Origin of the sequence: Halobacillus ihumii (genome assembly GCF_902726645.1) — a bacterium.
GTDB lineage: Bacteria > Bacillota > Bacilli > Bacillales > Halobacillaceae > Halobacillus_A > Halobacillus_A ihumii.
In genome coordinates this window covers 50,293-75,975 of record NZ_CACVAO010000002.1, presented here as the reverse complement: position 1 = coordinate 75,975, position 25,683 = coordinate 50,293, and the positions used below count along the sequence as shown (strand labels likewise).

General features: G+C 36.9%; 25 protein-coding genes and 1 pseudogene. 16 read left to right on the top strand and 10 right to left on the bottom strand.

The genetic code is table 11. The features are described from left to right. Nucleotides 1–30: 30 nt before the first annotated feature. The 7 genes from G6R08_RS21625 to G6R08_RS22560 all read right to left on the bottom strand — a co-directional run bounded on the left by G6R08_RS21625 (nucleotide 31) and on the right by G6R08_RS22560 (nucleotide 8,726). Entirely contained in the window at nucleotides 31–1,419 is a 1,389-nt protein-coding gene (locus tag G6R08_RS21625) for a radical SAM/SPASM domain-containing protein (RefSeq protein WP_079525027.1), read from the bottom strand. After that, nucleotides 1,416–1,967: a flavoprotein gene (locus G6R08_RS21620; RefSeq protein WP_079525025.1), complete on the bottom strand. Its 552-nt coding sequence runs from the start codon at nucleotides 1,965–1,967 to the stop codon at nucleotides 1,416–1,418. Before G6R08_RS21620 ends, G6R08_RS21625 begins: the two co-directional genes overlap by 4 nt. Continuing rightward, the gene (locus G6R08_RS21615; protein ID WP_079525023.1) at nucleotides 1,968–4,175 is read right to left on the bottom strand and encodes a B12-binding domain-containing radical SAM protein; all 2,208 of its coding nucleotides are present in this window, start codon (nucleotides 4,173–4,175) and stop codon (nucleotides 1,968–1,970) included. 15 nt (nucleotides 4,176–4,190) lie between these two features. Beyond that, entirely contained in the window at nucleotides 4,191–5,396 is a 1,206-nt protein-coding gene (locus G6R08_RS21610; RefSeq protein ID WP_079525021.1) for an MFS transporter, read from the bottom strand. A gap of 259 nt (nucleotides 5,397–5,655) precedes the next feature. Beyond that, nucleotides 5,656–6,105 carry an acyltransferase family protein gene (locus G6R08_RS21605; protein ID WP_079525019.1) on the bottom strand — a complete coding sequence of 150 codons (450 nt, stop codon included), beginning with the start codon at nucleotides 6,103–6,105 and terminating at the stop codon, nucleotides 5,656–5,658. Nucleotides 6,106–6,320: 215 nt separating this feature from the next. Then, nucleotides 6,321–8,222 (bottom strand): LTA synthase family protein, encoded by a 1,902-nt coding sequence (locus G6R08_RS21600; RefSeq protein WP_079525017.1) that lies wholly within the window; start codon nucleotides 8,220–8,222, stop codon nucleotides 6,321–6,323. A 249-nt stretch (nucleotides 8,223–8,471) separates the two neighbouring features. After that, entirely contained in the window at nucleotides 8,472–8,726 is a 255-nt protein-coding gene (locus tag G6R08_RS22560) for an ArsR/SmtB family transcription factor (RefSeq protein WP_420810430.1), read from the bottom strand. A 494-nt stretch (nucleotides 8,727–9,220) separates the two neighbouring features. Between G6R08_RS22560 and qoxA the strand changes: the two genes are divergently transcribed. The 13 genes and pseudogenes from qoxA to G6R08_RS21530 all read left to right on the top strand — a co-directional run bounded on the left by qoxA (nucleotide 9,221) and on the right by G6R08_RS21530 (nucleotide 18,800). After that, nucleotides 9,221–10,072, top strand: a complete 852-nt coding sequence (gene qoxA, locus G6R08_RS21590) for a cytochrome aa3 quinol oxidase subunit II (RefSeq protein WP_079525013.1) — start codon at nucleotides 9,221–9,223, stop codon at nucleotides 10,070–10,072. Continuing rightward, entirely contained in the window at nucleotides 10,053–12,032 is a 1,980-nt protein-coding gene (qoxB, locus tag G6R08_RS21585) for a cytochrome aa3 quinol oxidase subunit I (RefSeq protein WP_079525011.1), read from the top strand. Before qoxA ends, qoxB begins: the two co-directional genes overlap by 20 nt. Further along, on the top strand, nucleotides 12,025–12,642 hold the full coding sequence (qoxC, locus tag G6R08_RS21580; RefSeq protein WP_079525009.1) for a cytochrome aa3 quinol oxidase subunit III: 618 nt from the start codon (nucleotides 12,025–12,027) through the stop codon (nucleotides 12,640–12,642). The genes qoxB and qoxC overlap by 8 nt, the downstream gene beginning before the upstream one ends. A 1-nt stretch (nucleotide 12,643) precedes the next feature. Next, on the top strand, nucleotides 12,644–12,946 hold the full coding sequence (gene qoxD, locus G6R08_RS21575) for a cytochrome aa3 quinol oxidase subunit IV (protein ID WP_079525007.1): 303 nt from the start codon (nucleotides 12,644–12,646) through the stop codon (nucleotides 12,944–12,946). A gap of 347 nt (nucleotides 12,947–13,293) precedes the next feature. After that, nucleotides 13,294–13,593 carry a hypothetical protein gene (locus G6R08_RS21570; protein WP_079525005.1) on the top strand — a complete coding sequence of 100 codons (300 nt, stop codon included), beginning with the start codon at nucleotides 13,294–13,296 and terminating at the stop codon, nucleotides 13,591–13,593. A gap of 139 nt (nucleotides 13,594–13,732) precedes the next feature. Continuing rightward, entirely contained in the window at nucleotides 13,733–14,008 is a 276-nt protein-coding gene (locus tag G6R08_RS22335) for a Na+/H+ antiporter NhaC family protein (protein ID WP_163531429.1), read from the top strand. A 56-nt stretch (nucleotides 14,009–14,064) separates the two neighbouring features. After that, a pseudogene (locus tag G6R08_RS22330) lies at nucleotides 14,065–14,409 on the top strand (Na+/H+ antiporter NhaC family protein); the annotation flags it as partial. A gap of 173 nt (nucleotides 14,410–14,582) precedes the next feature. Continuing rightward, entirely contained in the window at nucleotides 14,583–15,029 is a 447-nt protein-coding gene (locus G6R08_RS21555; RefSeq protein ID WP_079525002.1) for a hypothetical protein, read from the top strand. Nucleotides 15,030–15,413: 384 nt separating this feature from the next. Further along, nucleotides 15,414–16,067: a response regulator gene (locus G6R08_RS21550; protein WP_079525001.1), complete on the top strand. Its 654-nt coding sequence runs from the start codon at nucleotides 15,414–15,416 to the stop codon at nucleotides 16,065–16,067. A gap of 156 nt (nucleotides 16,068–16,223) precedes the next feature. Continuing rightward, the gene (locus G6R08_RS21545; RefSeq protein WP_163531428.1) at nucleotides 16,224–16,379 is read left to right on the top strand and encodes a hypothetical protein; all 156 of its coding nucleotides are present in this window, start codon (nucleotides 16,224–16,226) and stop codon (nucleotides 16,377–16,379) included. A gap of 83 nt (nucleotides 16,380–16,462) precedes the next feature. Then, nucleotides 16,463–17,380 carry a YIEGIA family protein gene (locus tag G6R08_RS21540; RefSeq protein WP_176142371.1) on the top strand — a complete coding sequence of 306 codons (918 nt, stop codon included), beginning with the start codon at nucleotides 16,463–16,465 and terminating at the stop codon, nucleotides 17,378–17,380. Further along, nucleotides 17,380–17,586: a capping complex subunit for YIEGIA gene (locus tag G6R08_RS21535; protein WP_079525000.1), complete on the top strand. Its 207-nt coding sequence runs from the start codon at nucleotides 17,380–17,382 to the stop codon at nucleotides 17,584–17,586. The genes G6R08_RS21540 and G6R08_RS21535 overlap by 1 nt, the downstream gene beginning before the upstream one ends. Nucleotides 17,587–17,984: 398 nt before the next feature. Further along, nucleotides 17,985–18,800: a ZIP family metal transporter gene (locus G6R08_RS21530; protein WP_079524998.1), complete on the top strand. Its 816-nt coding sequence runs from the start codon at nucleotides 17,985–17,987 to the stop codon at nucleotides 18,798–18,800. Between the two features lie 262 nt (nucleotides 18,801–19,062). Here G6R08_RS21530 and mntR read toward each other — a convergent pair whose 3' ends face one another. Further along, nucleotides 19,063–19,488 carry a transcriptional regulator MntR gene (mntR, locus tag G6R08_RS21525; RefSeq protein ID WP_079524996.1) on the bottom strand — a complete coding sequence of 142 codons (426 nt, stop codon included), beginning with the start codon at nucleotides 19,486–19,488 and terminating at the stop codon, nucleotides 19,063–19,065. Between the two features lie 314 nt (nucleotides 19,489–19,802). Here mntR and spoIIP point away from each other — a divergent pair, with 314 nt between their 5' ends. Next, nucleotides 19,803–20,939: a stage II sporulation protein P gene (gene spoIIP, locus G6R08_RS21520; protein WP_079524994.1), complete on the top strand. Its 1,137-nt coding sequence runs from the start codon at nucleotides 19,803–19,805 to the stop codon at nucleotides 20,937–20,939. Between the two features lie 177 nt (nucleotides 20,940–21,116). On the opposite strand, the gene G6R08_RS21515 is transcribed toward spoIIP, so the two are convergent. Further along, entirely contained in the window at nucleotides 21,117–22,106 is a 990-nt protein-coding gene (locus G6R08_RS21515) for a class F sortase (protein WP_163531427.1), read from the bottom strand. A 570-nt stretch (nucleotides 22,107–22,676) separates the two neighbouring features. Continuing rightward, on the bottom strand, nucleotides 22,677–24,116 hold the full coding sequence (locus G6R08_RS21510) for an NAD-dependent succinate-semialdehyde dehydrogenase (RefSeq protein WP_079524991.1): 1,440 nt from the start codon (nucleotides 24,114–24,116) through the stop codon (nucleotides 22,677–22,679). A 289-nt stretch (nucleotides 24,117–24,405) separates the two neighbouring features. Here G6R08_RS21510 and G6R08_RS21505 point away from each other — a divergent pair, with 289 nt between their 5' ends. Beyond that, complete coding sequence (locus G6R08_RS21505; RefSeq protein ID WP_163531426.1) at nucleotides 24,406–24,570, top strand: hypothetical protein; 165 nt, start codon at nucleotides 24,406–24,408, stop codon at nucleotides 24,568–24,570. A 470-nt stretch (nucleotides 24,571–25,040) separates the two neighbouring features. After that, nucleotides 25,041–25,649 (top strand): recombinase family protein, encoded by a 609-nt coding sequence (locus tag G6R08_RS21500; protein WP_079524987.1) that lies wholly within the window; start codon nucleotides 25,041–25,043, stop codon nucleotides 25,647–25,649. The last annotated feature ends 34 nt before the right edge of the window (nucleotides 25,650–25,683 follow it).

The window sequence follows — 25,683 nt, the reverse complement described above, 5'->3', positions numbered from 1 at the left end:
TATCACCTCCTTTCAAGTTAATTATGAACTTTATTGTTTTACTTCTTCCTTTGAAAATGTGATCTGTTTGTATAAGTTTTTCACATAAGCTTCTAAATTTGACTTTAAGGGGGGACAAGGTCTTGTATCTTTACCATGCTCAATTCTAACCAAAGGACAAAAAGAACCGTGGCATATAGGAGCAACCTGACATGACTGACAATGGGGATCAGTTGCCCCATCTAAAGATACCCATTGACTAAATTTATACATATCAAGTTCAATTTCTCCATTCGGATGTAACTGACCAACATGATTCATAGGGTTATTAAATGCCACGGTACATTTGTAGATGATCCCATCCGAACCGATTACTAATGAATTTTCTTTAGCTGCGTAACAGACATTATTAGGGCGAAGGGCATCTAAAAATTTAGTTGTCGGTATCCCCTTTTCAATCCCTTCCCAAGTCTTATCTATCTCAATTAGATTCGCTTGGTTTGAAGTGCAAATAGGAAGTTCCTCATCATTGGGTCCTCCCCATTGACCTACAGGTTGTAGATCAAACGTAAATCTTGGATCTGACTTAAAATTACTTGATAGTTCATCAAGAAAGTCAGAAATGTTTTCAGTATTAAAACTACTAAAATTCATTCTTACTTTAATTGAAACGTCAAGGTCAGAATCTTTAATATCCAGTAAGTTTTTCATAATCTTACTGTAAGTTTTTTGACCTCCCATAAGGACTCTTGTTTGATCATGATAGTCTTCCGTACCATCTACAGTTATTTGATAGCTTCTAACACCCATATCATATAACTTCTTTGCTTTTTCTATATTAAGAAGGAATCCATTAGTGGTCATTCCACTTGTATATTTAACATTATTTTCTTTACATAATTCTATAATCTGAGGGGATACATTCTCAATTACTGAATACCCAACTAGTGGCTCACCACCAAACCAACTTATAGCAAGGTTATCCCAATTAGATATATTTGCTTTAACCCATGATATTAATCCTTCTTGTAACTCTGGTTCCATTGTTCCTTTCAAGAATTCTTCGTAGCAATACACGCATCTAAAATTACATTGTTCCGTTGGCATTACAATGATTTGCTGGGATCGGTCTCCTTGATGTTGCTGATAATCAAACCTTTGTTTTGCAAATTCATCAATACTCTCTTCCACTAAAAAACCCAAATCGACTAACTTGTCATCCCCTTTCGCTAAAGGGGCTCCATCAGTATAATAATTTTCTCTTCTTTCAAAAGATTGCTCTGAAGTCATCATTTTCTGGTTAGCAGTGTTATAAAGCAAGAAGTTTTTTTTGTGTGTTGGAACCGTGAGGTTATATTTTGACCACTTATACTTTCTGTTCCCGCCTGATCTCTCTTTGTTCATTTTTAAATTAATTTTTTCGCCACTTCCCAAGTTCATACTATCGTTTCCTCCTTTGCAGTTTCTAAAATAACCCTGAATTGTTCAAACGTCGGAAGAACCAAAGATTCTTCGAATTTTTGTGAAGAAGTCGAGTATCCCTCATTAACATTTTGAATAACCCGTATATTTCTTTGTTCAAGCTTAACTATGCTTTCCTTCACAATATCTTGGTCAGCTATGGTTTTTTCCATGTTAGGGAACACAATGATGGGAGCTCTAGTAGAGATAACAGTTAATGTAGCCAAGTTATCAGCTATTCCATATCCCATTTTATTAATTGTATTAGCACTTGCCGGCAGAACCATTACAATGTCTGCCCAACTACCTAAAGCAATATGAGGTATTCTTGCAAAGGTGCTACCAATTGATTTATCATCCGTAAACGTGTCCGCAAAGTAACCAATTGTTTTTTCGGGAACGAATTCTGCTGCACTATGGGTAAGAATACATTTGCAGCTAAAATTTAACTTCTTCAACTCTATTATGAAACTAGGCAAATTCACGATACCAATAGAACCAGTCCCAATTAAAAGAACATTCTTCAATTACTTACCCCCTAATACCATTTTTTCTTCTGATCCTTTTCTTAAAAGATAGTTTGAAATACACTTATCGAATAATGATATTACTTGTTCGTGCTCATCTATTGAAAATTCTGTAAGGGCCATTTCTAGGGTGTTACCCTGATAAAATGAACCTAAGAATGCGTTTATCTTCTCGCTAAAAGGGTAGACCTTACCATTGCTTCTAATGAAAAAACTCTGCTTTTGGAGGTTTCGATTATCTATCTCAAAATTCACAGATTGTACCTTTTGTATGATTTCTCTATACGTAAGACCCTCAATATTTTCATTGGCAATGTTATGAAGGTTAGTGAGCTGATCATCGTCAAATAATTCAGATATATCAAAAGGTAATTCAAGGTTAACGATCCTACCATTTAAATGATAAATCTCTTCACGAGAGTGGTAATTTTCCACTGATAGTAATTGGTCACCAATCCTTGTCCCATATTTATCGTGATAAAACATTGTATGAGGCGTATCAATCCCACCAATCCAAGGTCTACCAAAATGCACATTTGTCAATTTAACTCTATAATCAGCTATCATGGCCTTTTCCCTATCAGTTTTTGAAGTGGTTTCTTCTTCATAATATAAAGAACGTGGGATATCTTCTCTGTTATAACCCCTAACATTTTTAATTTTAAATCTTTGAGGATCTTTAGCTACTATGGCACCAGGAGTAAGAGAAAACTCTCCTATGCCAATCATTGTCCAATCCTCTTTTGATTCTTCTAAGAAACTAAAAGTGTCCATAGCTTCATCAAATGTTTCGGTAGGAAAATCTATGAACCCCATCATTTGAACACCAATGTTTGCATTGTTAAAGTTCTGAATCGTTTCTTTTATTTTGTCAACAGTAGTTCCCTTATTAATTAAATCTAAGACTCTTTGTGTCCCTGATTCATAACCTACGGAAATACATGTACAACCGCTTTCCTTTAACAACTCACACCTTTCCGCAGACCAGTATCCTTCTAATCTTATTTCGGCCCCCCAACGAATATCTATTCTCTCATTTATTAATTTTTCTGCTAATTTAAGGAGCATGGCAGGAGCAAGTACATCTACAGAAAAATATATATACTTATAGTTTTGGGATAGAACTCTTAAATCTTCTACTGTTTTTTCAATAGGATTTTGTCTCCATGGACTCGTAGGGGAGTCGGAGTTTAGACCGTAGTCACAAAAAGTGCATTTATTCCAGTAGCAACCTCTGGATGGAGAATAATAGATGAAATTATGCGGCGAGAGGTACTTATCCCACGGCAAATCACCGTATTGCGGAGTTGGTATGTTATTAATTTTGTTATATTGGATCTCATGTTTTAATGGAATGTTGTGTTTAGGGTGGAATATTACATTCTTGAGGGGATGGAAACTCTTTTGGTGTTCCACGCAATCTAGCAATTCTAAGATAGCTATTTCTCCTTCTCCTACTACACATGCGTCAGCACAATTAAAAACTTCAAAAAAAGTATTTTTATTAAGAGAATACTTCCATATATCGGCAACTTCTGTTCCACCAAAAAATATATGTAAGTTAGGAAAATGATCTTTTATCATTCTTGCTATCTCTAATGCGAATGGAGTTTGAAAATTATAAGTTATATTAATACCTATAGCATTATATGATTGTTGATATATCTTATAAAATAAGTCTTTTTCAAAAAATGTTACCAAAGGCTTCATAATTTTTCTTGTTAATTCTCGATTCTTAAGATCACTACTGCTATTTAAGTTAATGTATCCTTGGGTTGTTAAGCTGAAGCCGTCAAACTGCCCTGGGAAACCATAAACGGATATAATCTTCATCCAATTACTAATTGTTTCGGCAGAATATCGATATTTATTGTAGTCATAAAACATTTCTTCATTTCTCATAATTGATACAGCTTCCCATAAATTATCGTACTCAAATTCATTCCCCAAAAGTAAGTACTTTAATTCATGTTGTTCAAGACCATTAAGTTCTTCTTTATTATTAAGGGCGTTAATTCTATTAGAGACATGGGTTTTAAGGCGATTATAGTAATCTTTGGAAAAGGTTTTATCTATTGCTTCAATATTTGTATCAATGATGTCTATGTGGTAATCCCTATGTTCTTCAATATACGATTTTAAATAGCTTAAACTATGATAACCTGAAGTCGGATCGAATATTGGGGGGTAAAGAAACAGTGTTTTCATTTTAATCCTCCAATTTTATGATATGTTTACAGCTTGCTTTTGTTCACTTTGTTCCTTAAGGTTAATAAAAAGTAAAGAAGATAATAAGATGCAGCTTCCATAAATCAATAAAATGAGGTAAATATTTACGTTCTCTAATACTATGCCTCCGACTAAAGTTCCCAGAGGGACAGATATTGCTGAGAATGCCCCACTTACGCTGTTAACCCTCCCTAGGTAATCTTCTGGAGTAATGAGTTGGGTAAGAGTGCTTATTCCAATTCCAGCAAAACTTAAACCTATCCCTAATAACATTGACCAAATAAGTAGAGACAAGTATGTATCCCATAATCCTCCGATTAGAAGGGCTACCCCTTCTAAGACTAATCCCAAAATGGCTAGCTTTTTTTTGTCAAATTTAGAAAAATACATAACTGTTAAGCTTCCTATTACAGCACCTAAAGCTAAAACAGAATCAGCTGTACCTAATCCCTTGGCTCCTACTTCTAAGACTTCCCCGCAAATGTAAGTTATAAAGGCAAAAGTGGGTGCTAGAAACAAATTTATCAAAAAACCACCAACGATAATCAGCCTTAATAAAGATGGATCTTTTTTAAGAACGTTAAGGCCATTTATAAATGACTTTATGTACCCCCCTTCTTTGATCACTTTGATAGGACGTACAGTTATAAATAATTCAGCAACGGATGAAATGAAGAAAGTAATTGCATTTAGATAAAATACCCAGGCTATGTCAAATTGACTTATTAGTATCCCTCCAACTGCCGGACCTAAAACATTTGCTATTTGGTTTGTAGTGTTAACGGATGCATTTGCTTGTGTTAAATCGTCTCTGCTTACGATTAGAGGAATAGATGCTAAAAGTGCTGGTTTAAAAAATACATTCAATGTGGAGCTTAAAAAAATTAATATATAGAGGGGAACAGCTGTAGTATTATTAGAAATCAGTATTCCTATGACAAGCATTAGTACAGCATTTAAAAAATCTGAGATAACCATTATCTCTCTTTTTTTATTCGTATCTGCCAGTCTTCCCGCATAGATCATAAATAAAAAGGAAGGTAAACTAATACAGAGGGCACTTAAACCTAAAGCAAAACCACTTCCAGTTAATTGAACTATGTACCACATAACACCTATCATATAGATTGAGTTACCAAATACAGAGGTGGTGTTACCGAACCATAACAGTGAAAAAGATTTATTTTTTATTAGCTTCATTTTTAAATCCTTTCTATGTTGTGTATATGAGTGTATTAGTCACCTATCGTTTCCAAATAAAGTATTTCCTAGTGAGAATTGTAGCCCAATTCCAAAAATTTAGCAATACAAAAACTACATTTATTTGAAAGGGCTTACATTACCTAAACTACCCTCTTTCCTCCATAACACTTGATGAGATTATTAAGGAACCAACTGGGTTAAAAACACTGAAAAGTTCATCAGGTATCTCTTAAATAACAAAAGACACCATTTCATCCTACAAAAAAGAGAAATGGTGCCTTTTTCTTACCGTTGTAAATCCGCATTTTCCTGACGCTACCCCTACAAGAAATAAGAGAAGGTGCCAACAAAACAAACTTAATAGAAACCAAAGTGTCCAGTGAGGCTGAAATAAATTAATAGTTAGGGTTGTTTCCTTCCCAGTCATATAATAATAAACACTATAAATGACTTGAAATAAGAGATAAGGTAGTAACAGCTTCTTAGTGATGCTTAAGATGTACCCTTTTCGTTGATACTTCTTTGCAAAGTAACCTGACATTAAAGCGAACCCAGGCATATGGAATAGATAAATGGCCGTATAAAGCGCAAACAACAGTTGATTGTCATGTTTCAAAGGGCTAATGACATGTCCAAAAACCACCAAAAAGATAAGTAAAAACTTAGCATTATCAAAATATGCGTCTCGATGATTCGTCTTGTCCATTATTGAACACCTGGCTTTCGTTTAAAAAAGTTAGTCTATTAATTATAGATAAAAATCACTTAAAGATTACAGCTTTTTACTTAATTTTATGGTTCGAGAATGACAGAAGGTCATCTGGGGATAATAATACCCTAGAATATAGCAAATATAAAAAGAGCAAGATAGCCGTATAGAAAACTATCTTGCTCTTCCGAACATATCATAGAAACAAAGGATTATTCGTCAACGTCAGGGTTATCATTAGAAGAATACGGCTGCAAAAACCTTAATAGATCCCCGTAAACGACTTGATCGGATTTGTTTAACTCCTCTTTAGCCATCGGTTTCCATTCTTGGCATTGTTTTGACTCAACTTCATTACCACTTGGTTTGCGATAGCATTTCCCTTCCGTGTAGATATACTTGTCCGTGATAAAACTTCCGTCCCTTAATACGGTAAAATCTTTTCTTTTTTTGGCAAATAAATCTGTTCCAAATTGGATATCGTTTTTAATATGCTTACCTAGCAAGTGCAAGATGGTTGGTTTCAAATCAATTTGTCCAGACACTGTCTCCATGACTTTGCCTTTTTGTCCCGGATTATGAATAATGAGTGGGACTCTTTGTAATTGGATGTGTCTGTACGGAGTATGTGGTTTGCCAAGGTATTTTTCCATTGCCTTAGTGTGATTGTCTGATATACCATTGTGATCGCCATAAATGACGAAAAGAGAATCCTTATATAGACCTTTTTCTTTAAGCCTATTAAAAAATTGTTTTAATGCATTATCCTCATAGCTAACTGTTGTAAAATACCGGTTAAAAACGCCGTCCTGAGAATCCCATTCCGAAACAATCTCATCTTCCTCTTCTAAGGAAAAAGGGAAGTGGTTGGTCAAGGTAATATATTTTGCATAAAAAGGTTCGTTTAGATTATTCAAGTATTTCATGGATTGTTTGTAGAGGTACTCATCTTTTAACCCCCAACCTGCTGACTTTTCTGGAGTAATATTAAAGTCTTCTTGAGAAAAATAACGATCATACCCAAGGGTTTGATACATAATGTTGCGATTCCAAAAACTCTTATTATTAGCATGGAAAACAGCCGATTCATAGCCAGATTTCCCTAAAATTTCTGGTGTTGCATTATACTCATTTTGAGAATTCGTAAAGAATACAGCACCACTTGGCAAACCATATAATGAGTTTTCGACAAGGAATTCGGAGTCCGATGTCTTCCCTTGTCCTGTTTGCTGATAAAAATTCGGGAAATAGTAGCTTTTATCAATTAAATCATTTAAAAATGGGGTAATCTCCTTCCCATTCACCTTGTTATTGATCACAAAGCTTTGGGTCGATTCTAATGAGATAAGAATGAGATTTTTCCCTTTTGCTTTACCAAACATTTTGGCATTGATCCCATGAGGAGTTGCCTCCGTATATAATCTTATAGGTGCTAATTCACTACTCTCGGCGAATGCTCTTTTAACTTTCGTGTTTGACTGTAATACTACATCATACATTTGATAGTTGTATGGACCGAGATATTTCATCAGCATTTCTCGGTCAAAAGTTCTTGTTAACAATTCCGGTCTCTCAATGTAGGCCAAACCGACATTGACCACAAAAATACTTAAGGCTATGAGAATACCGAAACGACGGGAGCGACGTTTAAAAGGCACTGCTGCTTTAGGTTTTCTTCTTCTAGCAGCAAACACTATTGAAACAAGTGTCAACACAATGATGTCAATAAATATAAAAACGTCAAGAGGCTTAGCAAGTGTAGCCGTACTTCCCCCTAAATCGCTAAAGTTTTTAGTCTGAAAAACGACAGGCAAAGTGATAAAGTCGTTGAAAAAGCGATAGTATAGCAAGTTAGCGTACAAAACACCAGTGGCTAATAGATTGGCCAATGCTTTGTAGATAATATTTTTAATGAATTTGTCTGATCGAACAAGTGTAAACAACAAGATAGAGAAGCTTAAAGGTGAAATGAATAGAATAACTTCCTCTAGTAACGATTCTACTGATAACTCAAACAAAAATCTTAAGACAACGTAAGTTTTTAACCATAAAAGTATGATGGATGTCATATAACCGTTTCGAAACTTACCAAATGCCCCTTTTACATTCTTCATTATAATAGTCACTCCTTATAAATATTGGGATTCGGTAGTTGAGGAATCCGAGCATTAAAACAGGGTAATGAGCACAGTGAAGACGGTGTTTTATCGACTACAGTGCTCTAGAGTATAATATAGAAAAGTGTTTGGTTCAATGAATCCTCTTTTCTATTAAGACCGTATCCCTTTTTTTGAAACTACTAACCCTCTTCTATTAATTCGAGCCATGGTATAACGCATTCATGCAACCATCCTCCCAAAGTATCATATGGTCCTTCCCAAATCGACGATAGATAAAACAAGGCTATTGATTTGCTCACTTTTAATTGAATACAATGATTCCTTTCGTTCCTTTCGGAGTGTTACTAGTCCCAGTTTTCTTAATATACTTAGATGATGGGAGGCTGTCCCAGAAGATGTGCCAATAATAGTAGCCATTTCACCTACGGATAATTCGTTCTTTTGTGTTAAAGCAAAGATAACTTTTAGTTTAGTTGGGCTAGCCATGATTTTAAGCATACTTACTGAAAAGCCAAAATCATAAGCTACTAAATTTCTTTTAATGCAATCTACATTATTTTCTACTGAAAAAACGTGCTTTTGATGATGATTATTAATATAGCACACATCCTTCATTATGTTCATATGTTCATATGATTCCATCCCATCTTAGGATGTCGGATGTAATTGGTCAACCCTATTACAGATACTCAGGGGTTTTTTTGCAATTTATGGGCGGGGTTATTTGATAGAATTACGCCTATTTTTACCCTCATTCTTACTTCTTCAAGGAAACTCCTTACGAACATAAGGTTGTTCATAGACTATATTTATGAACATATGAACAAACATTGAAGTATTTATTACAATTATTTGTTGAAATTTTGACGGTTTATTGAACTCCATTTTTTAGACTTCCTTTTTCCTTTATTCTTTGTCAAGTACTCCATTTGCTTGCCTTAGATAGGAAATAGCATTTGTACAAATGTGGAAGGAGGATCAAATAAGCCTATATGAATATAAAAATTGTTGTGAAATACATAGCTAGTCCCTTTGCTTTGTTATTCATTCTTTCGGGATGTAGCGCTGGTGTACTTGATCCAAAGGGACCTGTTGCAAGTACACAGTATGATTTGATTATTTATTCGATTATATTGATGAGTGTTGTCTTGGTGCCAGTGTTTATTGTCTTCGGTTATGTGGTGTACAAGTATCGAGAGCGTCCTGAAAATAAAGATTACGAACCGCCAGAGATTGAGGGGAATAAAAAACTGGAGGTCTTGTGGACAGTGATTCCGATCATTATTGTTACCCTACTTGCTGTGCCAACAGTTAAAGCAACCTATGATTTAGAAACTTCACCTTCACCTAAGCAAGAACCGTTAGTCATCAAAGTGACGTCAGCTCAGTGGAAGTGGATTTTTCAATACCCTGAACAAGGTATTCAGACGGTGAATTATGCTTATATCCCGGTTGATGTACCGGTTAAATTTATATTAACGTCTGCCGGTGCGATGAACTCCTTCTGGGTACCACAATTAGGAGGTCAATCATACACAATGGCAGGGATGAAAGATCAAATGTTTCTTGAGGCATCTGAAGAAGGTGTTTATAGAGGAAAAGGCGCCAATTTTACTGGAAGAAGATTTGCCGACATGAAATTTAAGGTTACGGCTGAAAGCCAACAAGATTTTAATGCCTGGGTTAAAAAAATAAAGACCACCAAACCTGAGTTAACTATAGAGCAAGCAAAACAACTTATGATACCCGGCACCGTTGGAAAAATGGCCTTCTCTTCTTATCCGGAAAACTTTAAAATGACGCAACTGAAAGAAGGTGTACAAAATGAACCTAAGCGAGATTAAGGATTTCCTTATAGGGGAGTTTTTTGTAACGGGAGACCCAACTATATACGCCGCACAGGTAATGATTGCCCTAACAACTATTGGGATTATCTTTACCCTTACCTACTTAAAGAAGTGGAAGTGGTTATGGCGGGAATGGTTAACCACAGTTGATCATAAAAAAATTGGAATTATGTACATTATTGTTGCTATGTTGATGCTGTTCCGCGGTGGTGCAGATGCGCTAATGATACGGACACAATTGGCTTTACCGAATATGGATTTTTTGGAAGCCCAGACATACAATGAAGTTTTCACTACTCACGGAACCATCATGTTATTATTTATGGCCATGCCATTTCTCATCGGCTTAATCAACGTGGCAATGCCTTTACAAATTGGTGCACGGGATGTTGCGTTTCCTTATTTAAATGCACTTAGTTTTTGGCTATTCTTCTCTGGAGCTATGTTATTCAATTTGTCATTCATAATCGGAGGCTCTCCCGATGCAGGATGGGTGAACTATCCACCGCTTGCAGGCGGGAATTTAAGCCCCGGACCAGAAATCAATTATTATTTAATTGGCTTGCAGATTGCTGGTATTGGAACATTGACAACCGGTATCAACTTTATCGCGACCATCTTAAAAATGAGGGCACCTGGGATGACTCTTATGCGTATGCCAATTTTCACATGGTCATCGCTGATTACATCTATCATTATCCTTTTTGCCTTTCCAGTACTGACCATTGCTCTAGCGCTATTGACGATTGACCGTCTATTCGGATCACACTTTTTTACTGTGATGGGTGAAGGTTTACCAGAAATGTATGTGAATTTGTTCTGGTTATGGGGACATCCGGAGGTCTACATTTTAATTTTGCCAGCTTTCGGTATTTTCTCAGAGGTAATCAGTACATTTGCCCGTAAAAGATTATTTGGTTACAAAGCCATGGTGTACTCAATGATTATCATTTCCCTATTGAGCTTTGTTGTATGGGTTCATCACTTTTTTACAATGGGAAGCGAACCTGCAGCAAACTCTTTCTTTTCCATTTCAACGATGGCCATTGCGATACCAACAGGGGTGAAAATTTTCAATTGGCTGCTTACCCTGTATAAAGGCAAAATTAAATTCACAACAGCCCATTTGTGGGCACTTGGATTCATGCCTAATTTTGTGATCGGTGGTGCTACAGGAGTCATGCTAGCAAGCGCCCCGGCCGATTATCAGTATCACAACAGTTATTTTCTCATTTCGCACTTCCATTATGTCTTAATTTCCGGTACAGTCTTCTCCATTTTTGCGGGACTTCATTATTGGTGGCCGAAGATGTTTGGTCATAAATTGAACGAACGACTAGGTAAATGGGCATTTTGGCTGTTTGTTGTCGGATTTAATGTAACGTTTGTTCCGATGTATATAGTTGGTCTAATGGGTATGACACGACGTGTTTATACCTACGAAGAAGGATTAGGCTGGACAACATTGAACTTTATTGAAACTTTAGGTGCTTACGCGATGGGAATTGCGTTTGCCATAATCGTTTACAACATTTACTACAGTGCTCGCTACGGAGAACGAGATAAAACTGGCGATCCATGGGACGGTCGCACACTTGAATGGTCCATCCCTTCTCCTGCTCCGGAGTACAATTTTGCTCACGTCCCTAAAGTGAAAGGGTTAGATGCCTTTTGGATAATGAAGAAAGAAAATAAGACTAAGAAAAAAGAAAAAGAACCTTACAAACCGATTCATATGCCAGACGATTCTGGGCAACCATTCATGATGTCCCTCTTTTTCTTCATATCCGGATTCGGGTTTGTATGGGAGTGGATGTGGATGGGAATCTTGGGCCTCGTAGGGGTCGGTGTGATTATGATTCTTAGAACTTTTGATAAAGATGAGGGTTATCATATCAGTTCAAGAGAAATTAAACGTCGTGAACGTGCAGCGAGGGAGGATCGAATCGATGAGTAAAGCGAACGAATCTACCATACAAAAAAATATTCCCTTAGAATATGCCAATGAAGAAGGTAGAGTTAAGATCATCGGCTTCTGGTTATTCCTTGCAGCTGAGATTGTTTTATTTGCTTCTTTGTTTGCTGTGTACCTTGTCTATCTTGACCGCACGGCTGACGGTCCGACCGCAGAGGAAATATTCGAGATCAAGGGCGTTGTTATACAAACGTTTCTTCTGTTAATTAGTAGTTTTACATCCGGCCTTGCAACCCATGAATTGCGCCGACGAAACACGAAAGGCGTAGTCGTATGGATGATCATTACATTATTGTTGGGCGTTAGCTTCCTAGGAATGGAAATTAATGAATTTATCACTTATGTTTCAGAAGGGGTCAATATTTCTACAAGTGCGTTTTGGTCAGCGTTTTTTGTTCTTGTTGGCACGCACGGAGTTCATGTAACCTTTGGAATCATATGGATTTCGTTTATTCTTGTCCAAGTTGCTAGGGAAGGCATTAACACGGTCACATCAAGAAAGCTCTTCATTGGAGGCCTTTACTGGCATTTTCTTGACGTGATGTGGATTTTTATATTTACCGCAGTCTATTTAATAGGGATGGTGCTATAAAATGAGAGAGAATATAAAATTTGAAGAGCATCATGGATTTCCCTGGAAACAAGTTATTGGTTTTGTTCTATCCATCATTTTGACGGTGGCCGCACTCTGGGTTGTTTTTTCGCTTTCCTTAACTGCGAAAGCTACGATTATAGTGATTCTAGCTTTGGCCTCAGCCCAACTGCTCGTTCAATTAATCATGTTCATGCACTTAAGTGAACACGAAAAAGCTTTCCAAATTTCAGCCTTGGTATACGGGGGTACAGTCGCATTAATTGTTGTTGGTGGATCCGTTTGGCTCATGAATGGGATGTAACTCATTATTAAACAGAGTAAGAGCCAGTTTCTATCAAACCTTTGGAACCGGCAAGGGTAACAAGTTTACTAACACTGAAATTACAGATACCTAGCTACCAACACTTCGGATAATTGGACATGTATCTCCAAAAGGGAAGACCTTCATAACAGGTTTTCCCTTTATTTTTTCATTCTTGTCTTACATATTGTCCAACCTACATCCGAATACATTCTTTAGGGATAAAAAAATGGAAGTGGCAAAGTATATTCTAACAATATGATAAATCCACAACACTTTATTCATACAACAAAAGAACGTGCGGAAAAGAAGATAAATTCTAAAAGTGGGAAAGGGGTTAAAGAGAGATGCTTTATGATGACGAAAAAAATCTTTATTTTATTGGGACTTTAGCTATATGTTCATGGTTTTTATATTTTATGATTTACTTTGATGATCTCACTTTTGTAGTAATTCTTTCTGGTATAGCATTTATTTTAATTGCAACAACAATTTTTTTCATCTCTGTACATGTATACCACAATGTAAAATCTGGACAGCAATTGGTGATATATAGTTTGCTTTTTATTGGATTTTCCCTATTATTAGTATGGTTTAATTATGCTAAACTTCAAACGATGTTTCCTAATATATTTGAACCCCTTTAATATATTAGAAATTTTCTTCAAAATCAGAGGACTTTTTAGAAATAATCCTCCCCTTTTGTCTTGTACTGATGTCCAAGGAAGGATAAGAATAAGGAAAAAACGTGTTTGGGAAGATTCGCACCCGGTAGCATCTAAGGAATTGGAATCCAGACCCGTTAATATCTTTATCCCAATCATTACAGCATTAATTCTGACCATCGGTTTATCTTGGTGGGATGGCTACAAGAAGACTGGAAGTATGTTGGATGCATTTATTAAAGCTGATGTGTCAAAATCCATGTTTATTGCGATCCTTATTTCATTGTTGGTTACATTTGGTTTACTTCTCATTGAAAAATATCCACTAAAGAAATTATTTAGTTACTTTTTTGAAGGTGGAAATAAGCTAATGCCAGCCATCTTCTATTTGCTTTAGTTTGGGGATTATCTTCAGCTACTGAAGACCTTGGCTTATCCAATTTTGTAACAGCCGCACTTGGTTGGATTCCGACAAATTTTATTCCCCCTGTTATATTTATATTAGGATCAATACTGGCCTACTTTGTTGGCTCTACATGGGGTTCTTGGGGACTTTTAATGCCCATAGGTGTGTCACTTGCAGCCACATCAGGCATCTATCTTCCTCTTACGATTGGGATTGTTTTTGCATGTGGGGTCTTTGGAGGATTAACATCTCCACTCAGTGGAACGACTGTCACTATGTCTAAAATTATGGATATGGAAATATTAGCTTATTCAAGATATAAGTTGAAACACAGCCTTACTGGGTTGATTATTGCCGTTATTCTTTATGGAGTGATTACATTTGTATTATAGTCCCGTAGGGATTCTGGATTCCATTAAGATATAAGCGTCGCGGTAATTGCCTTCTATGCGCATGCACAAAACTAACCGAAGTGTGATATGTATCAATATATATTCCTTTCTTCTTAGTTACTCTTGTTGGACATACTATATACCAACTATCCAAAAGAAATGAGGAATTTAACTTGAAAAAGGTTGGTGTTGGAGTTCTTTTAGTTAGTTTTCTTATTGTAATCATGTTCATTTTTATAAAAAGTGATAAGTCTCAGCAAAATCAAGTAAATGCAGAAAATTCAACTGAATTGGTAGGACATGAACGTCAAAAAAAAGTAAGATCAGAAATGGAACAAATTGAAAAGGAGCAAAGTAAAGATTCAAATATCTTTAGCAAAATTACTAATGAGTTAAAAGCAAAGGATTATAAAGTCCTTGAAAGTAAGGGTATTCAATACACATCAGAAAATGGATGGGAACTTTTAATTGAGATCCCTGCAAGGAACAATACTCTAAACTCGACTAAAAAAGAGATAAAAGAAATAGCAAATAAATTTCTAGAGAAAAGTGATATTTCTGAATTAAATTTTTCTGTTAAAATAAGACCCGTTGATGTAAAAAATAAGAAGAAACAGTAGTGGTTATTCTATTCCATTCTAAAAAGGAATCCTTGTTTATTCGAGGATTCCTTTTTCTTTTGTCCCAAAGAAAATCATGTGCATAGGAAGCAAATAACACGGCAGCCTGCCAAAACTTCCTTTTACCATAACTATTGTGTATACTACAAAAAAACCCTATTCTCTTCATGAATAAAGGAGGATTGGGGTTTTTACGTACCTAGTAGCAATATAAAACCGGACCACTCCTGAAATTGGACAATTCTGTGTCTTTTATCGCGATAACCTATGTGAAAATGAGTGAACCATTTATAATAAAAAACACGCATATATATACAGAATAAAGTAGAGGCTATTTCATTCGTAAAAGTAAAGCAACAAATGGGGGAGATAGGAGGCTAACTGATGGCGACCAGTATATTATTAATAGATGATCGCAAGTTGTTTCGTGAAGGAGTAAAGCATATTTTGGGTTGTGAGTCCAGCTTTGAAATCGTTGCAGAAGGAGATAACGGATCTGAGGCGCTTAGCCTAATTGAAAAAAATAACCCTGAAATTGTATTGATGGATATTAATATGGGTTTAGAAGTGATTGCTAAGATTACGAATCGCTATCCAAACGTGAAAGTTATCATTCTTTCCTTCCATAGTGAGGATCACTTCGTAACCCATGCTCTGAAAATAGGGGCCAGAGGGTACTTGTTAAAAGAAATGGATTCTGATTCTTTAATAGAAGCGATTAAAGTAGTCGATGATGGCGGATCCTATTTACATCCAAAGGTGACCCACAGTATAATTGCTGAATATCGCCGGCTATCGGCGAAATCATTCCAACCGGTAGAGTATCGTAAGCCCCTTCATCTGCTTACCAGCCGTGAGTGTGAAGTACTGCAGCTTCTACTGAACGGTTATACTAACCGTGGAATGGCTGAATCGGTTAATATCAGTGAAAAAACGGTTAAAAACCACGTAAGCCATATCTTGCAAAAAATGAAAGTCAATGACCGTACACAGGCCGTCGTCACAGCCATTAAAAACGGCTGGGTTAAAATTGTCTGAAACTAAGCAATGGAGAACGTTTTCTCCATTGCTTTTTTGTTGGAAATCCCTTATTTTTCTTCCCTTTTTATGATAAGTCCCGATACATAGAACTTCTTCCTTTTGTTCAAAATAAAGGTGTATTTCAAAAGAACTTTTAAAGGAGGATGTAACAAAATGAGTGACGATAAGTTAAATAACAAGCATTCAAAAGAACAGTTTGGGAATATAAAATCTTACCAAGAGATTAACAATGAAGTTTCTAAAAATGAGAAGTTGAAGCACAAGCAACCAACTCCTCAACCACAAGACTTTGAAGAAATTGAGTATTAAAAACTTAAGTGTACAGGACAATTTTCTATTCATCAAGGGTGACTCCCTAGACGCTAACAGATTCTACTGTATTGTTTCGAGGAGTGGTTAAAGTAGAGCAACAACAAATCTTACCAGAAGAGATAAGTGTCATTGTTATAGCAGTGCTTTTAGGGACCTTGGCAAGAGCACTGGTTTTAAAAGAGGATTATCGCCAGTATCCAAGTTACCCTAATGGCCTTTTAATTAACATTATTACAGGTTTTGTTGCTGCAGCATTAGGTGCTGTGGCTATACCAGCATTAATGAGTAAGAACTATATTGCGGTTACGTTTCTTACATTGGCACTACAACAATTTAGAGATGTACGAAAAATGGAAAAAGAAAGCTTAAGCGATCTAGAGTATACAGAGTACACCTACAGAGGAAATGCATATATAGACGGCATTGCTAAAACATTTGAATCCCGAAACTATATTGCCTTCATTACAGCTTTCTTTACTTCACTAACGATTACTATTTTACCATTTAATTTATGGGTGAATGTTATGGCAGGAATTATAACCGGATTAACTGTATTTTATTTTCTTAAACGCTTCACTAAAGGGAAAAGCATTGGGGATATCGCACAAGTTAAGCCTGGAAAGATTGAGGTCAAGAACTCAAGCCTATTTGTTGACGGGATTTTTGTTAGTAACCTTTTAGGTACTGATAATGCAGAAAAGCTATTTAAGGAGGAAGGATTAGCTGTTGTCATCTATCCAAAAGAAGATCATTTTCGAATCAATCTTGATAACTTTGGTCAGAGACAAGCAGCTCTTTTTGAAGCAACAAGAGCGCTAGGTAATAAACGTTATCATTTTTCAAGGAAAGATTATGAAAAAGGAAGAGTTGTTATAACCCTTGTGCCAATTAAGCAAGACATTGATGCTTTAATAGAAGTCGTAAAAAAATGTCCATTGCTAGAGAGTGCCAAAAAATCTCATAATGTGATGAAAACGAACTTAAAAGGGGAAGAGTAATGGGGAGAGAATCTACCTTGAAGCCTAATTATGAAATTCTAGCTTATATAACAAGAGTAAAAGAAAGACTGTTAACAAGTAATTGCCTTTGTCTATTGGCAGAATCGGAGGAATCTGCCAAAGAGATGACAGTGGATATTGCCAAAGCAATGAAAGCTGATGTTGTCCAATTAACAAATGGAGATTATATGATAATACGAGTATAAAAATTTAGATTATATGACGATCCGTTTAATTAGCTCTAAATAATTACCTACCTCCCTTTCCCCTTTTTCTTTTTTCTTTTTTCCTAAGATTATGATCCCCGATAATTAAAAATAATTCCCTTTTCGCATTGAATTAAAAACGCACCGATCCATTTAAAGTAGTTCTTTTAGGTGAATCATATTCTTTATGTGTTGCATCAATAGGTTCACCTTCTTCATGTAAATTTAATATTGGTGTTCCCCCCTTTAATAATTGACTTCCATTTTCCTAACGGTTAAAATTTTTACCCAAGGAAACTTTTTAGACCTAGTGAATAAGATAAGATTTATTAGGAATTTAAAAAATGCCCTCCATTTTTGAGGCATCTTTTAAAGTGTAAATAGGGGGAAAAATAAATATGATTGACTTTTTTTTAGATCTTAATCCAATCGTTCAGGCTCTAATCGCCACATGTTTTACATGGGGGATGACGGCCCTTGGAGCAGCCCTAGTATTTACGACTAAAACACTAAACCAAAAACTGTTAGATGGGATGCTGGGTTTCGCTGGAGGAGTTATGATCGCCGCAAGTTTTTGGTCCCTTCTTTCCCCAGCCCTTGATATGGCTGAGGCTGATGGAATACCCGCCTGGATTCCAGCAGCAGTAGGATTTTTATTAGGAGGTATATTCCTATGGGGAGTTGATAAAATTCTTCCGCATCTGCATCCTACGTCATCTATCGAAGAAGCAGAGGGGATTCACCCGAATCAAAAAAGGCGAAGTACTTTATTAGTGCTTGCGATTACGTTACACAACATACCCGAGGGGCTTGCCGTGGGTGTTGCATTTGGAGCTATCGCAGCTGGGTTCCCGTCAGCTTCCTTGGCAGGAGCTATTGCTTTAGGAATCGGAATCGGTATTCAAAACTTTCCTGAAGGAGTTGCGGTTTCGATGCCCCTTCGTAGGGATGGAATGTCACGCAGGAAGAGTTTTATGTACGGACAGTTTTCAGGGATGGTTGAGCCTGTTTCTGCCATTATAGGGGTGATGGCTGTTACATTAATCGAGCCTCTTTTACCCTATGCTCTAAGCTTTGCTGCTGGTGCAATGATATTTGTTGTTGCAGAAGAAGTCATTCCAGGTTCCCAGGAAGAGGGAAATAAAGATTTAGCATCGATGACCTTAATGATAGGTTTTACAGTAATGATGATTTTAGACGTCGCACTTGGATAAATAAACTACTCGAAAAAGCTAGGATGGTCTCAAAAAAGTAAATGTTAGTCAGAAGTACACTGCTTTAATAAATCATTCTTTATTAATTGTCTAGAACACCTGGAATACTGCTTAAAGCTAGTCGATAGAAAGCAAATGAACACAGGTAGTCAAAATAATGATGACTGCCTGTGTTTTAAAATTGTATAAAACCCTACCTCTTTTTTAGTTTGCTTATTTAACTTTATGAGATTTGAAATTAGCTATTCAGATTAGAAATACATTACTGTTCACTATTATTTTTTCTTTGAATTTCCTGTAAATCCTGAATCCGTTGTTCATCCTCTCGAAAGAATTGGACCAAGTCGATAATACGACCTAACGTTTTCGAGCTAAGATGATGTTCAATCCCTTCCACTTCCTCATAAATATTTTCCTCTTCAACACCGATAATGCGAAAAAGGCTTTCCAATAATTCATGTCTATAAAGTAGATGTTTTCCCATTTTCTTCCCAAATGGGGTAAGTGTAATTCCACGGTATTTCTCATAAATTAGGTAACCTTCTTGATCTAATTTTTGAACCATTTTTGTTACTGAGGAGGGTTGAACACCCAGAATTTCTGCAATATTGGAAACACGAGCATATCCCTTCGTTTTAATAAGTAAATAGATTTGTTCAATATAATCTTCCATGCTAGGCGTAGGCATAAAACTCCCTCCAAAATATCTAATCCTTTTTACATTATAACGAAATTAAACTCATTGTTCCTCCTCCATCAGAGGTCATAGAAGCTATTGGCTCCTTTGCTATTCTCGAATTTGAAGAAGGAGATATAAGGTCTTTATAAGATACTTGCTCTGATACTTGCTATCACTCCAGAATGAAACAAGTATATTTGATAAATATTAAACCAAAATATTCTAATAATAAAAAGATTAACGCAAGGAATTTAAAGGATTAATATAGATTAATAGAAATGCATAGACTAAACTATTAAATTGTTAGTTTAGGAGAGGTATAAATGCATAAAAAACGTATCCCAAAATCTATGCGACTAATTATCAAATATACTTTGCCTATGATTATTGCTCTATATCTAATCATTACTCTAATCACAAGTACTGGATTAAAGGAATATTTCGTTTCTCCTTTTATTTATTCCATTTCAAAGGCAGCGCCTAAGGAGACGGCACTTTTTATCATGGCGCAGGAGATGACACCTTTAAGGGTGCATTATTCTGACAAAGTAACGAAACAGTTTGACTGGATGGAAATGGTTACAGACGTAGATGTTGGAGATATTCGTAGTTTGTTAGGAAGAGAGATTCCAGGACTTGAACGTTATCACACTGAAATTGCCATAGCAGGCCAAGGAACTGATTTAAGTACTCTTCCGATAGAGTCCCCTCCACCAACAGAAGAACAATTACAGAACCAAGAAGTCAACCAAAGCCAGCTAGAATTAACTGAAGAGGAAGACCCTCCGCCCAAAAAAGAAATACCCAAAAAGTCAGTTTATATCTATCAATCACACAGCTGGGAAGCTTTTAAACCCTTAATTAAAAGTGATCTCCCTCAAGATGCATCTAGCACGAATGAAAAAGTCAATGTCATAGCAGTCGGTGCTAAACTGAAGAAAGAATTAGAAAGTCGGGGAATAGGTGTTAAACATAATAAAACAAACGTAACGAAAGGATTAAAGAAGAAAAATTGGGATTATACTCAATCATATGACTTTTCAAGAGGACTTGTCCAAAAAGCTCTTTCACAGAATGAAAGCTTATCATATTTAATTGATATTCACCGAGATTCTCAACCCAGAAGTGTTACCACGACAACGATAAACGGAAAAGACTATGCACGACTCTTTTTCGTAGTCGGTAAAGCAAGTGAAAAGTTTGGACGAAATTTAGAAGTTGCTAAGGAGATTAATGCGGCACTTGAACAAAAGTATCCCGGGATTAGCCGAGGAGTCTTTGTCAAATCGAAATTAGAAGGAAACGGGGTCTACAACCAAGATCTAACGAACCGTGCTATGTTGTTAGAGTTTGGCGGCGTTGAGAATAACTTAAACGAACTTTATAATTCGATCGAGGCTTTTGCTGAGGTTTTTTCTACCTATTATCGGGAGGATGCAGAGAAGGTAAATGCGAATTAATGTTCCCACTAAAATGAAACTATAACCAGACTGGGGATCTTGACGAACACTGTTTGCTCTAATTCTGCAATCAGATAGCAAATGTATAAAATCCACCTCAGCACTTCCATACTTTGGATGTACTGGGGTGGAGGTTCATGTTAAATAGTGTACTAATGGTATGTTTAGGTGACTGTTTTATTCGGCTTTGGCGAGATTGGATGGGGCAGATTCAGTTCCATCCAAATATACCGTTGTTACATAATAAGTGTATTTCGATGCTTTAGGATCGGTATACGTTTTGCGTTCATGTTCGGAGATGCTTGCGACTTTTTCAAAGTCTTCTCCGTTTTCACTGCGGTATACGCGGTAACCTGCTACACCATCTACACGTACGGCATGCCATGTGACGAAGGTTCCGTTTACTTCGACATTGGTTGGTGCCTTTATGTCATAATTTGTATCTTTTTGCGTTTTTTCTTTACCTTTCTCTTCGTCAAGTGATGATTTTAGCTCAGAATAAACGACGAGTCGATCCAGATACGTTCTTTTTTCATAGTTAAAGACACCTGTGCAGGTGATCAAATTAAGCCTTTTCTTGTCTGTTTTTCCGAAGATCTCTTTAATAGGTGCTTCGTCCGCTGGATAGCTTTCCAGCTTCTGGACCACGTAGGTCAGCTCTTTGCCTTCGTCGTTTGTGACGATGATTTCGTCGCCTTTTTGCAAATCTTTCAAGTAGTAGAATACAGCTGGACCTGATTGGTTATCAACGTGTCCGGCGACAACTGAATTTCCTGTATTTCCTGGTTTCGTTCCTGGCTCAAACCAGCCCACGGTTGTATCATCTTTCGGCACACCCATTTGTCCGTTATCGAGCACGCCTACTTTAGTAACAGGTGCGTTGATATCGATACTTGGGACCTTCAAATTGGTAGGGACAATACCGTTGTTTTGGTCTGGTGTTTCCGTTTCGAAATCAACATCTTTAATATCCCCTGATTCATTAATGACAGTAAATTCTTCTGATTTTAATGAGAGATCAGAATCCTCATTTCCTGAAGGAACGTTCTTGTCTGCCTGCTGAGCTGGATCATAGCGAGAGGTGAAATTTGCCCACACATTTGAGTTGTACCCCGCAAGCAAGAGGGCTGCCAAGCCTACAATTGTAAAATATGTTCTCCACTTCATATTCATCACCTTTTCTGCTTAATTTACAAAAAGAAGAGAAGGTTTCCCCTCCCATCTTGCTTATCAGTCATCCGACAGTCTTGGGAGAGTTACTTTTGAAAAACTCATAAGTAAGTTACTTGGTAGTAGTCGGCAACACAGTGACCAAATGTTTGAATCACACATTGCCAGAGAGCGTAGATCAGCTGCTGTTGCCTCTACATATCAACATATACTTAAATCTTTCGCGGAAAGTCTGGGATACTTTTTCCCTCAACTGCATAATGATCAAATATCTTTAATGTTCGTTTCGCGCGGTTAACAATTTTCCTGTTTTCCCTTTAAGGTATTGATCTGCCTTGTCTTACTTAGCTATCGTGATTTGATGACAATTGGATCACTTTTTCATATCTTTTTTGTGATGGTTGTCCTGTTCGTTTAGTAAACTAATACTTTCTGAAAAGTTTGGGGTATGTATTTATGTGATTTACTACCTCCAATGGGATGATTGAAGGTTGGAGGTACTAAAAAAAGCATCCAGTAATAATTAGAAAAGCATTTGTCCTCCAAATAAAGACAAATGCTTCTTCATTAAATACTAAGCGATATATATTTTACCTCTAAGTATTCTTCGATGCCTTCTTGCCCGCCTTCACGACCCAAACCACTTTGCTTCATACCGCCAAATGGTGCTTGGGCTGCCGATGGAATGCCATCATTCCATCCAATAATTCCGTATTCAAGTCCCTCTGAGATACGGGTGCCCCTTGATACATTTTGGGTAAAGAAATAAGCTGCAAGACCAAACGGGGTATCGTTGGCTGCTTTTACTGCTTCATCATCTTGGTCATATTTTGCAATGGGAAGAATCGGCCCAAAAGTTTCTTCATTCATAATAACCATGTCATGATTGGCATCAGCTAGTATGGTTGGCCTGTAAAAGTAAGTCCCTTTATCTGTATCTGCTTGACCTTCACCACCAGTGGTTACCCTAGCTCCTTTTTCCTGGGCATCCTTTACATGACGTCCTGCTTTTTCAAAACCTTCTTTATTGATTAAAGGGCCGACATCAATATCATCTTCAAATCCGTTGCCAACGTTAAGCTTTTCAACTTCGGCGGTCATTCGTCTAACAAGTTCGTCGTAAATACTTGATTGAGCATAAACGCGGTTAGCCGCGATACAGGTTTGGCCACTATTTCTAAACTTAGCCGCCATTAACATTTCGACGGTTTGATCGAGATCTGCATCATTACATACAATCACCGGTGCATGGCCGCCGAGTTCAAGGGAAAGTTTCATGACTTGTTCAGCGCTCTGTTTTATTAACAACTTACCGACAGGCGTTGAGCCGGTGAATGTTAACTTACGAACGCGCATATCAGACATAACCGTTTCTGAGAATTTTTCTGGATTACCATTCACGACATTGAAAACACCTTTCGGAATGCATGCTTCTTCGGCTAGTTCTGCTAGTTTCATACATGTTAAAGGTGTTTCTTCAGGTGGCTTTACGATAAATGTACAACCTGCGGCTAAAGCAGGGCCAAGTTTTCTTGTAATCATAGCTGCTGGAAAGTTCCATGGTGTAATGGCCGCAACAACGCCGACGGGTTGTTTAGTCACCTTAATACGGTGGTTTTCCCTTTTTCCAGGAACGATCCGTCCGTAGATGCGCTTACCTTCCTCGGCGTACCATTCTATGAATGAAGCCGCATATTGTACTTCTCCTTTAGATTCTTTTAACGGCTTGCCATTTTCCTTCGTCATAATTTCAGCGATTTCATCCTCATGCTCCATAATGAGGTCAAAATATTTTCTAAGCACATCACCCCGATCAGCTGCTGACTTCTTAGACCATTCAGGAAGTGCTTGAGACGCTGCTTCAATTGCTTGTTTGGCATGTTCTTCATCAGCATTAGGGACCGAACCGATGTTTTCTCCAGTTGCCGGATTAACCACTTTAACCTTATTAAAACCGTCGCCAACCCATTCACCATTAATATAGTTTAAATAGTGGAGTTGTACCATAAAACCCCTCCTTTTAAAGTATTATTAAAATTTATTTAGCATAACCTTGTTTACTTTTCCATAATTTTCGTTTTTCATACAGTTTTAGGCGTTTTCCTTTTTTTATCCATGATGAGACATTCTCCTGTTTCTGAAATTCTCTGAGGTTCAGAAAATAGTCAAAGAGAAGCATCGAGGGGGATCCCCCCCTTTGGGCCTTACGAGAACGCCAATAAAAAGTATATAAAAGAATAAATTTTTGTATTAACACCATCCTATAAGTAAAACAAAATTTTGGATGGTGAATATTTTGGATATTTTAAAGGAATTGACTGAAGCTAATGGTGCTCCGGGTTATGAAGGTCACATTCGGTCTATAATGAGACGGGTAATTGAAGATAATGGGGCACAGCTTATTAATGATCATATGGGCAGTATTCTTAAGTCCTTCCCTATCCAACAAAGCAATCTTTGATTCAAATTCAATTTCTGAAATTGCCAGAATCCTTATAATTTCACCCTTACTTACTCTTAGGTGTAATAGAACACAAATTAAATTCAGCATATTCTTTGATGTATCAACTGAAGGAAAATTATCTCCTCTCGAAACAATTTTATTTTCATAATTATAGTTAATGGTATCACTAAGCATTGTGGCATTTTTTCTCCTTTCAGAACTTACTTTTATTAGGTATCTCTTCGATGTCCCCAAAACTAAATCCTTCTTTATTAAACAATCTGGCCCTTTTCTGGAATTGGGTTTTGTTACGTTTGTAAAAGTACACCTTTACGAACAGTCTACAAATATCTTAAATCTATGAAATTAAACGTTCGTAAAAGGATGAAAATTAATTACGGACGTTCGTTGTTTTCTATATACATTTACGAACGGAAAAGGGTACAATTAAAGGAGAAAGACCAAATGAAAGAGAGGTTATCCTTTAAATGGAGAATCGGAAGTATGGATACATACGAGTGAGCAGTAAAGATCAAAGTGAGGAACGTCAAGTCGCTGCAATGAAAGAGCAAGAGATCAATAAGCGTGATATATTTATTGATAAAGTAAGTGGTAAGGATTTTCAAAGGGAACAATACCAGCTCTTAAAACGAATCCTTCGCCCGGGGGATGTGCTGTACATTCATTCCCTTGATCGTTTCGGTCGGAATAAAGAGGAGATTGTGCTGGAGTGGAATGCCATTACAAAGGAGCTTCAGGCCGACATTGTAGTATTGGACATGCCATTACTTGATACCACCCAATATAAGGACAGCATGGGAACCTTTATAGCCGATCTCGTTTTGCAAATCCTTTCTTGGATGGCGCAGGAAGAACGGGACCGGATTCGAAAACGACAGCGTGAGGGAATTGACGTGGCCATGCAAAAAGGAATAACTTTTGGCCGTCCTAAAGCAAAGATTACGGATGAGTTCATGGAAGCTTATTATGAATGGAAGAATGGCAAGATTACAGCAACGCGGGCCATGGAGCAAGCAGAAGTTAAAAAGACCACTTTTTATAAATTGGTCAAACAACTTGAGGAAAGCCAGGTGTAACAGTTTTTATAATACGCGAAGTGGAGTAAAAAAC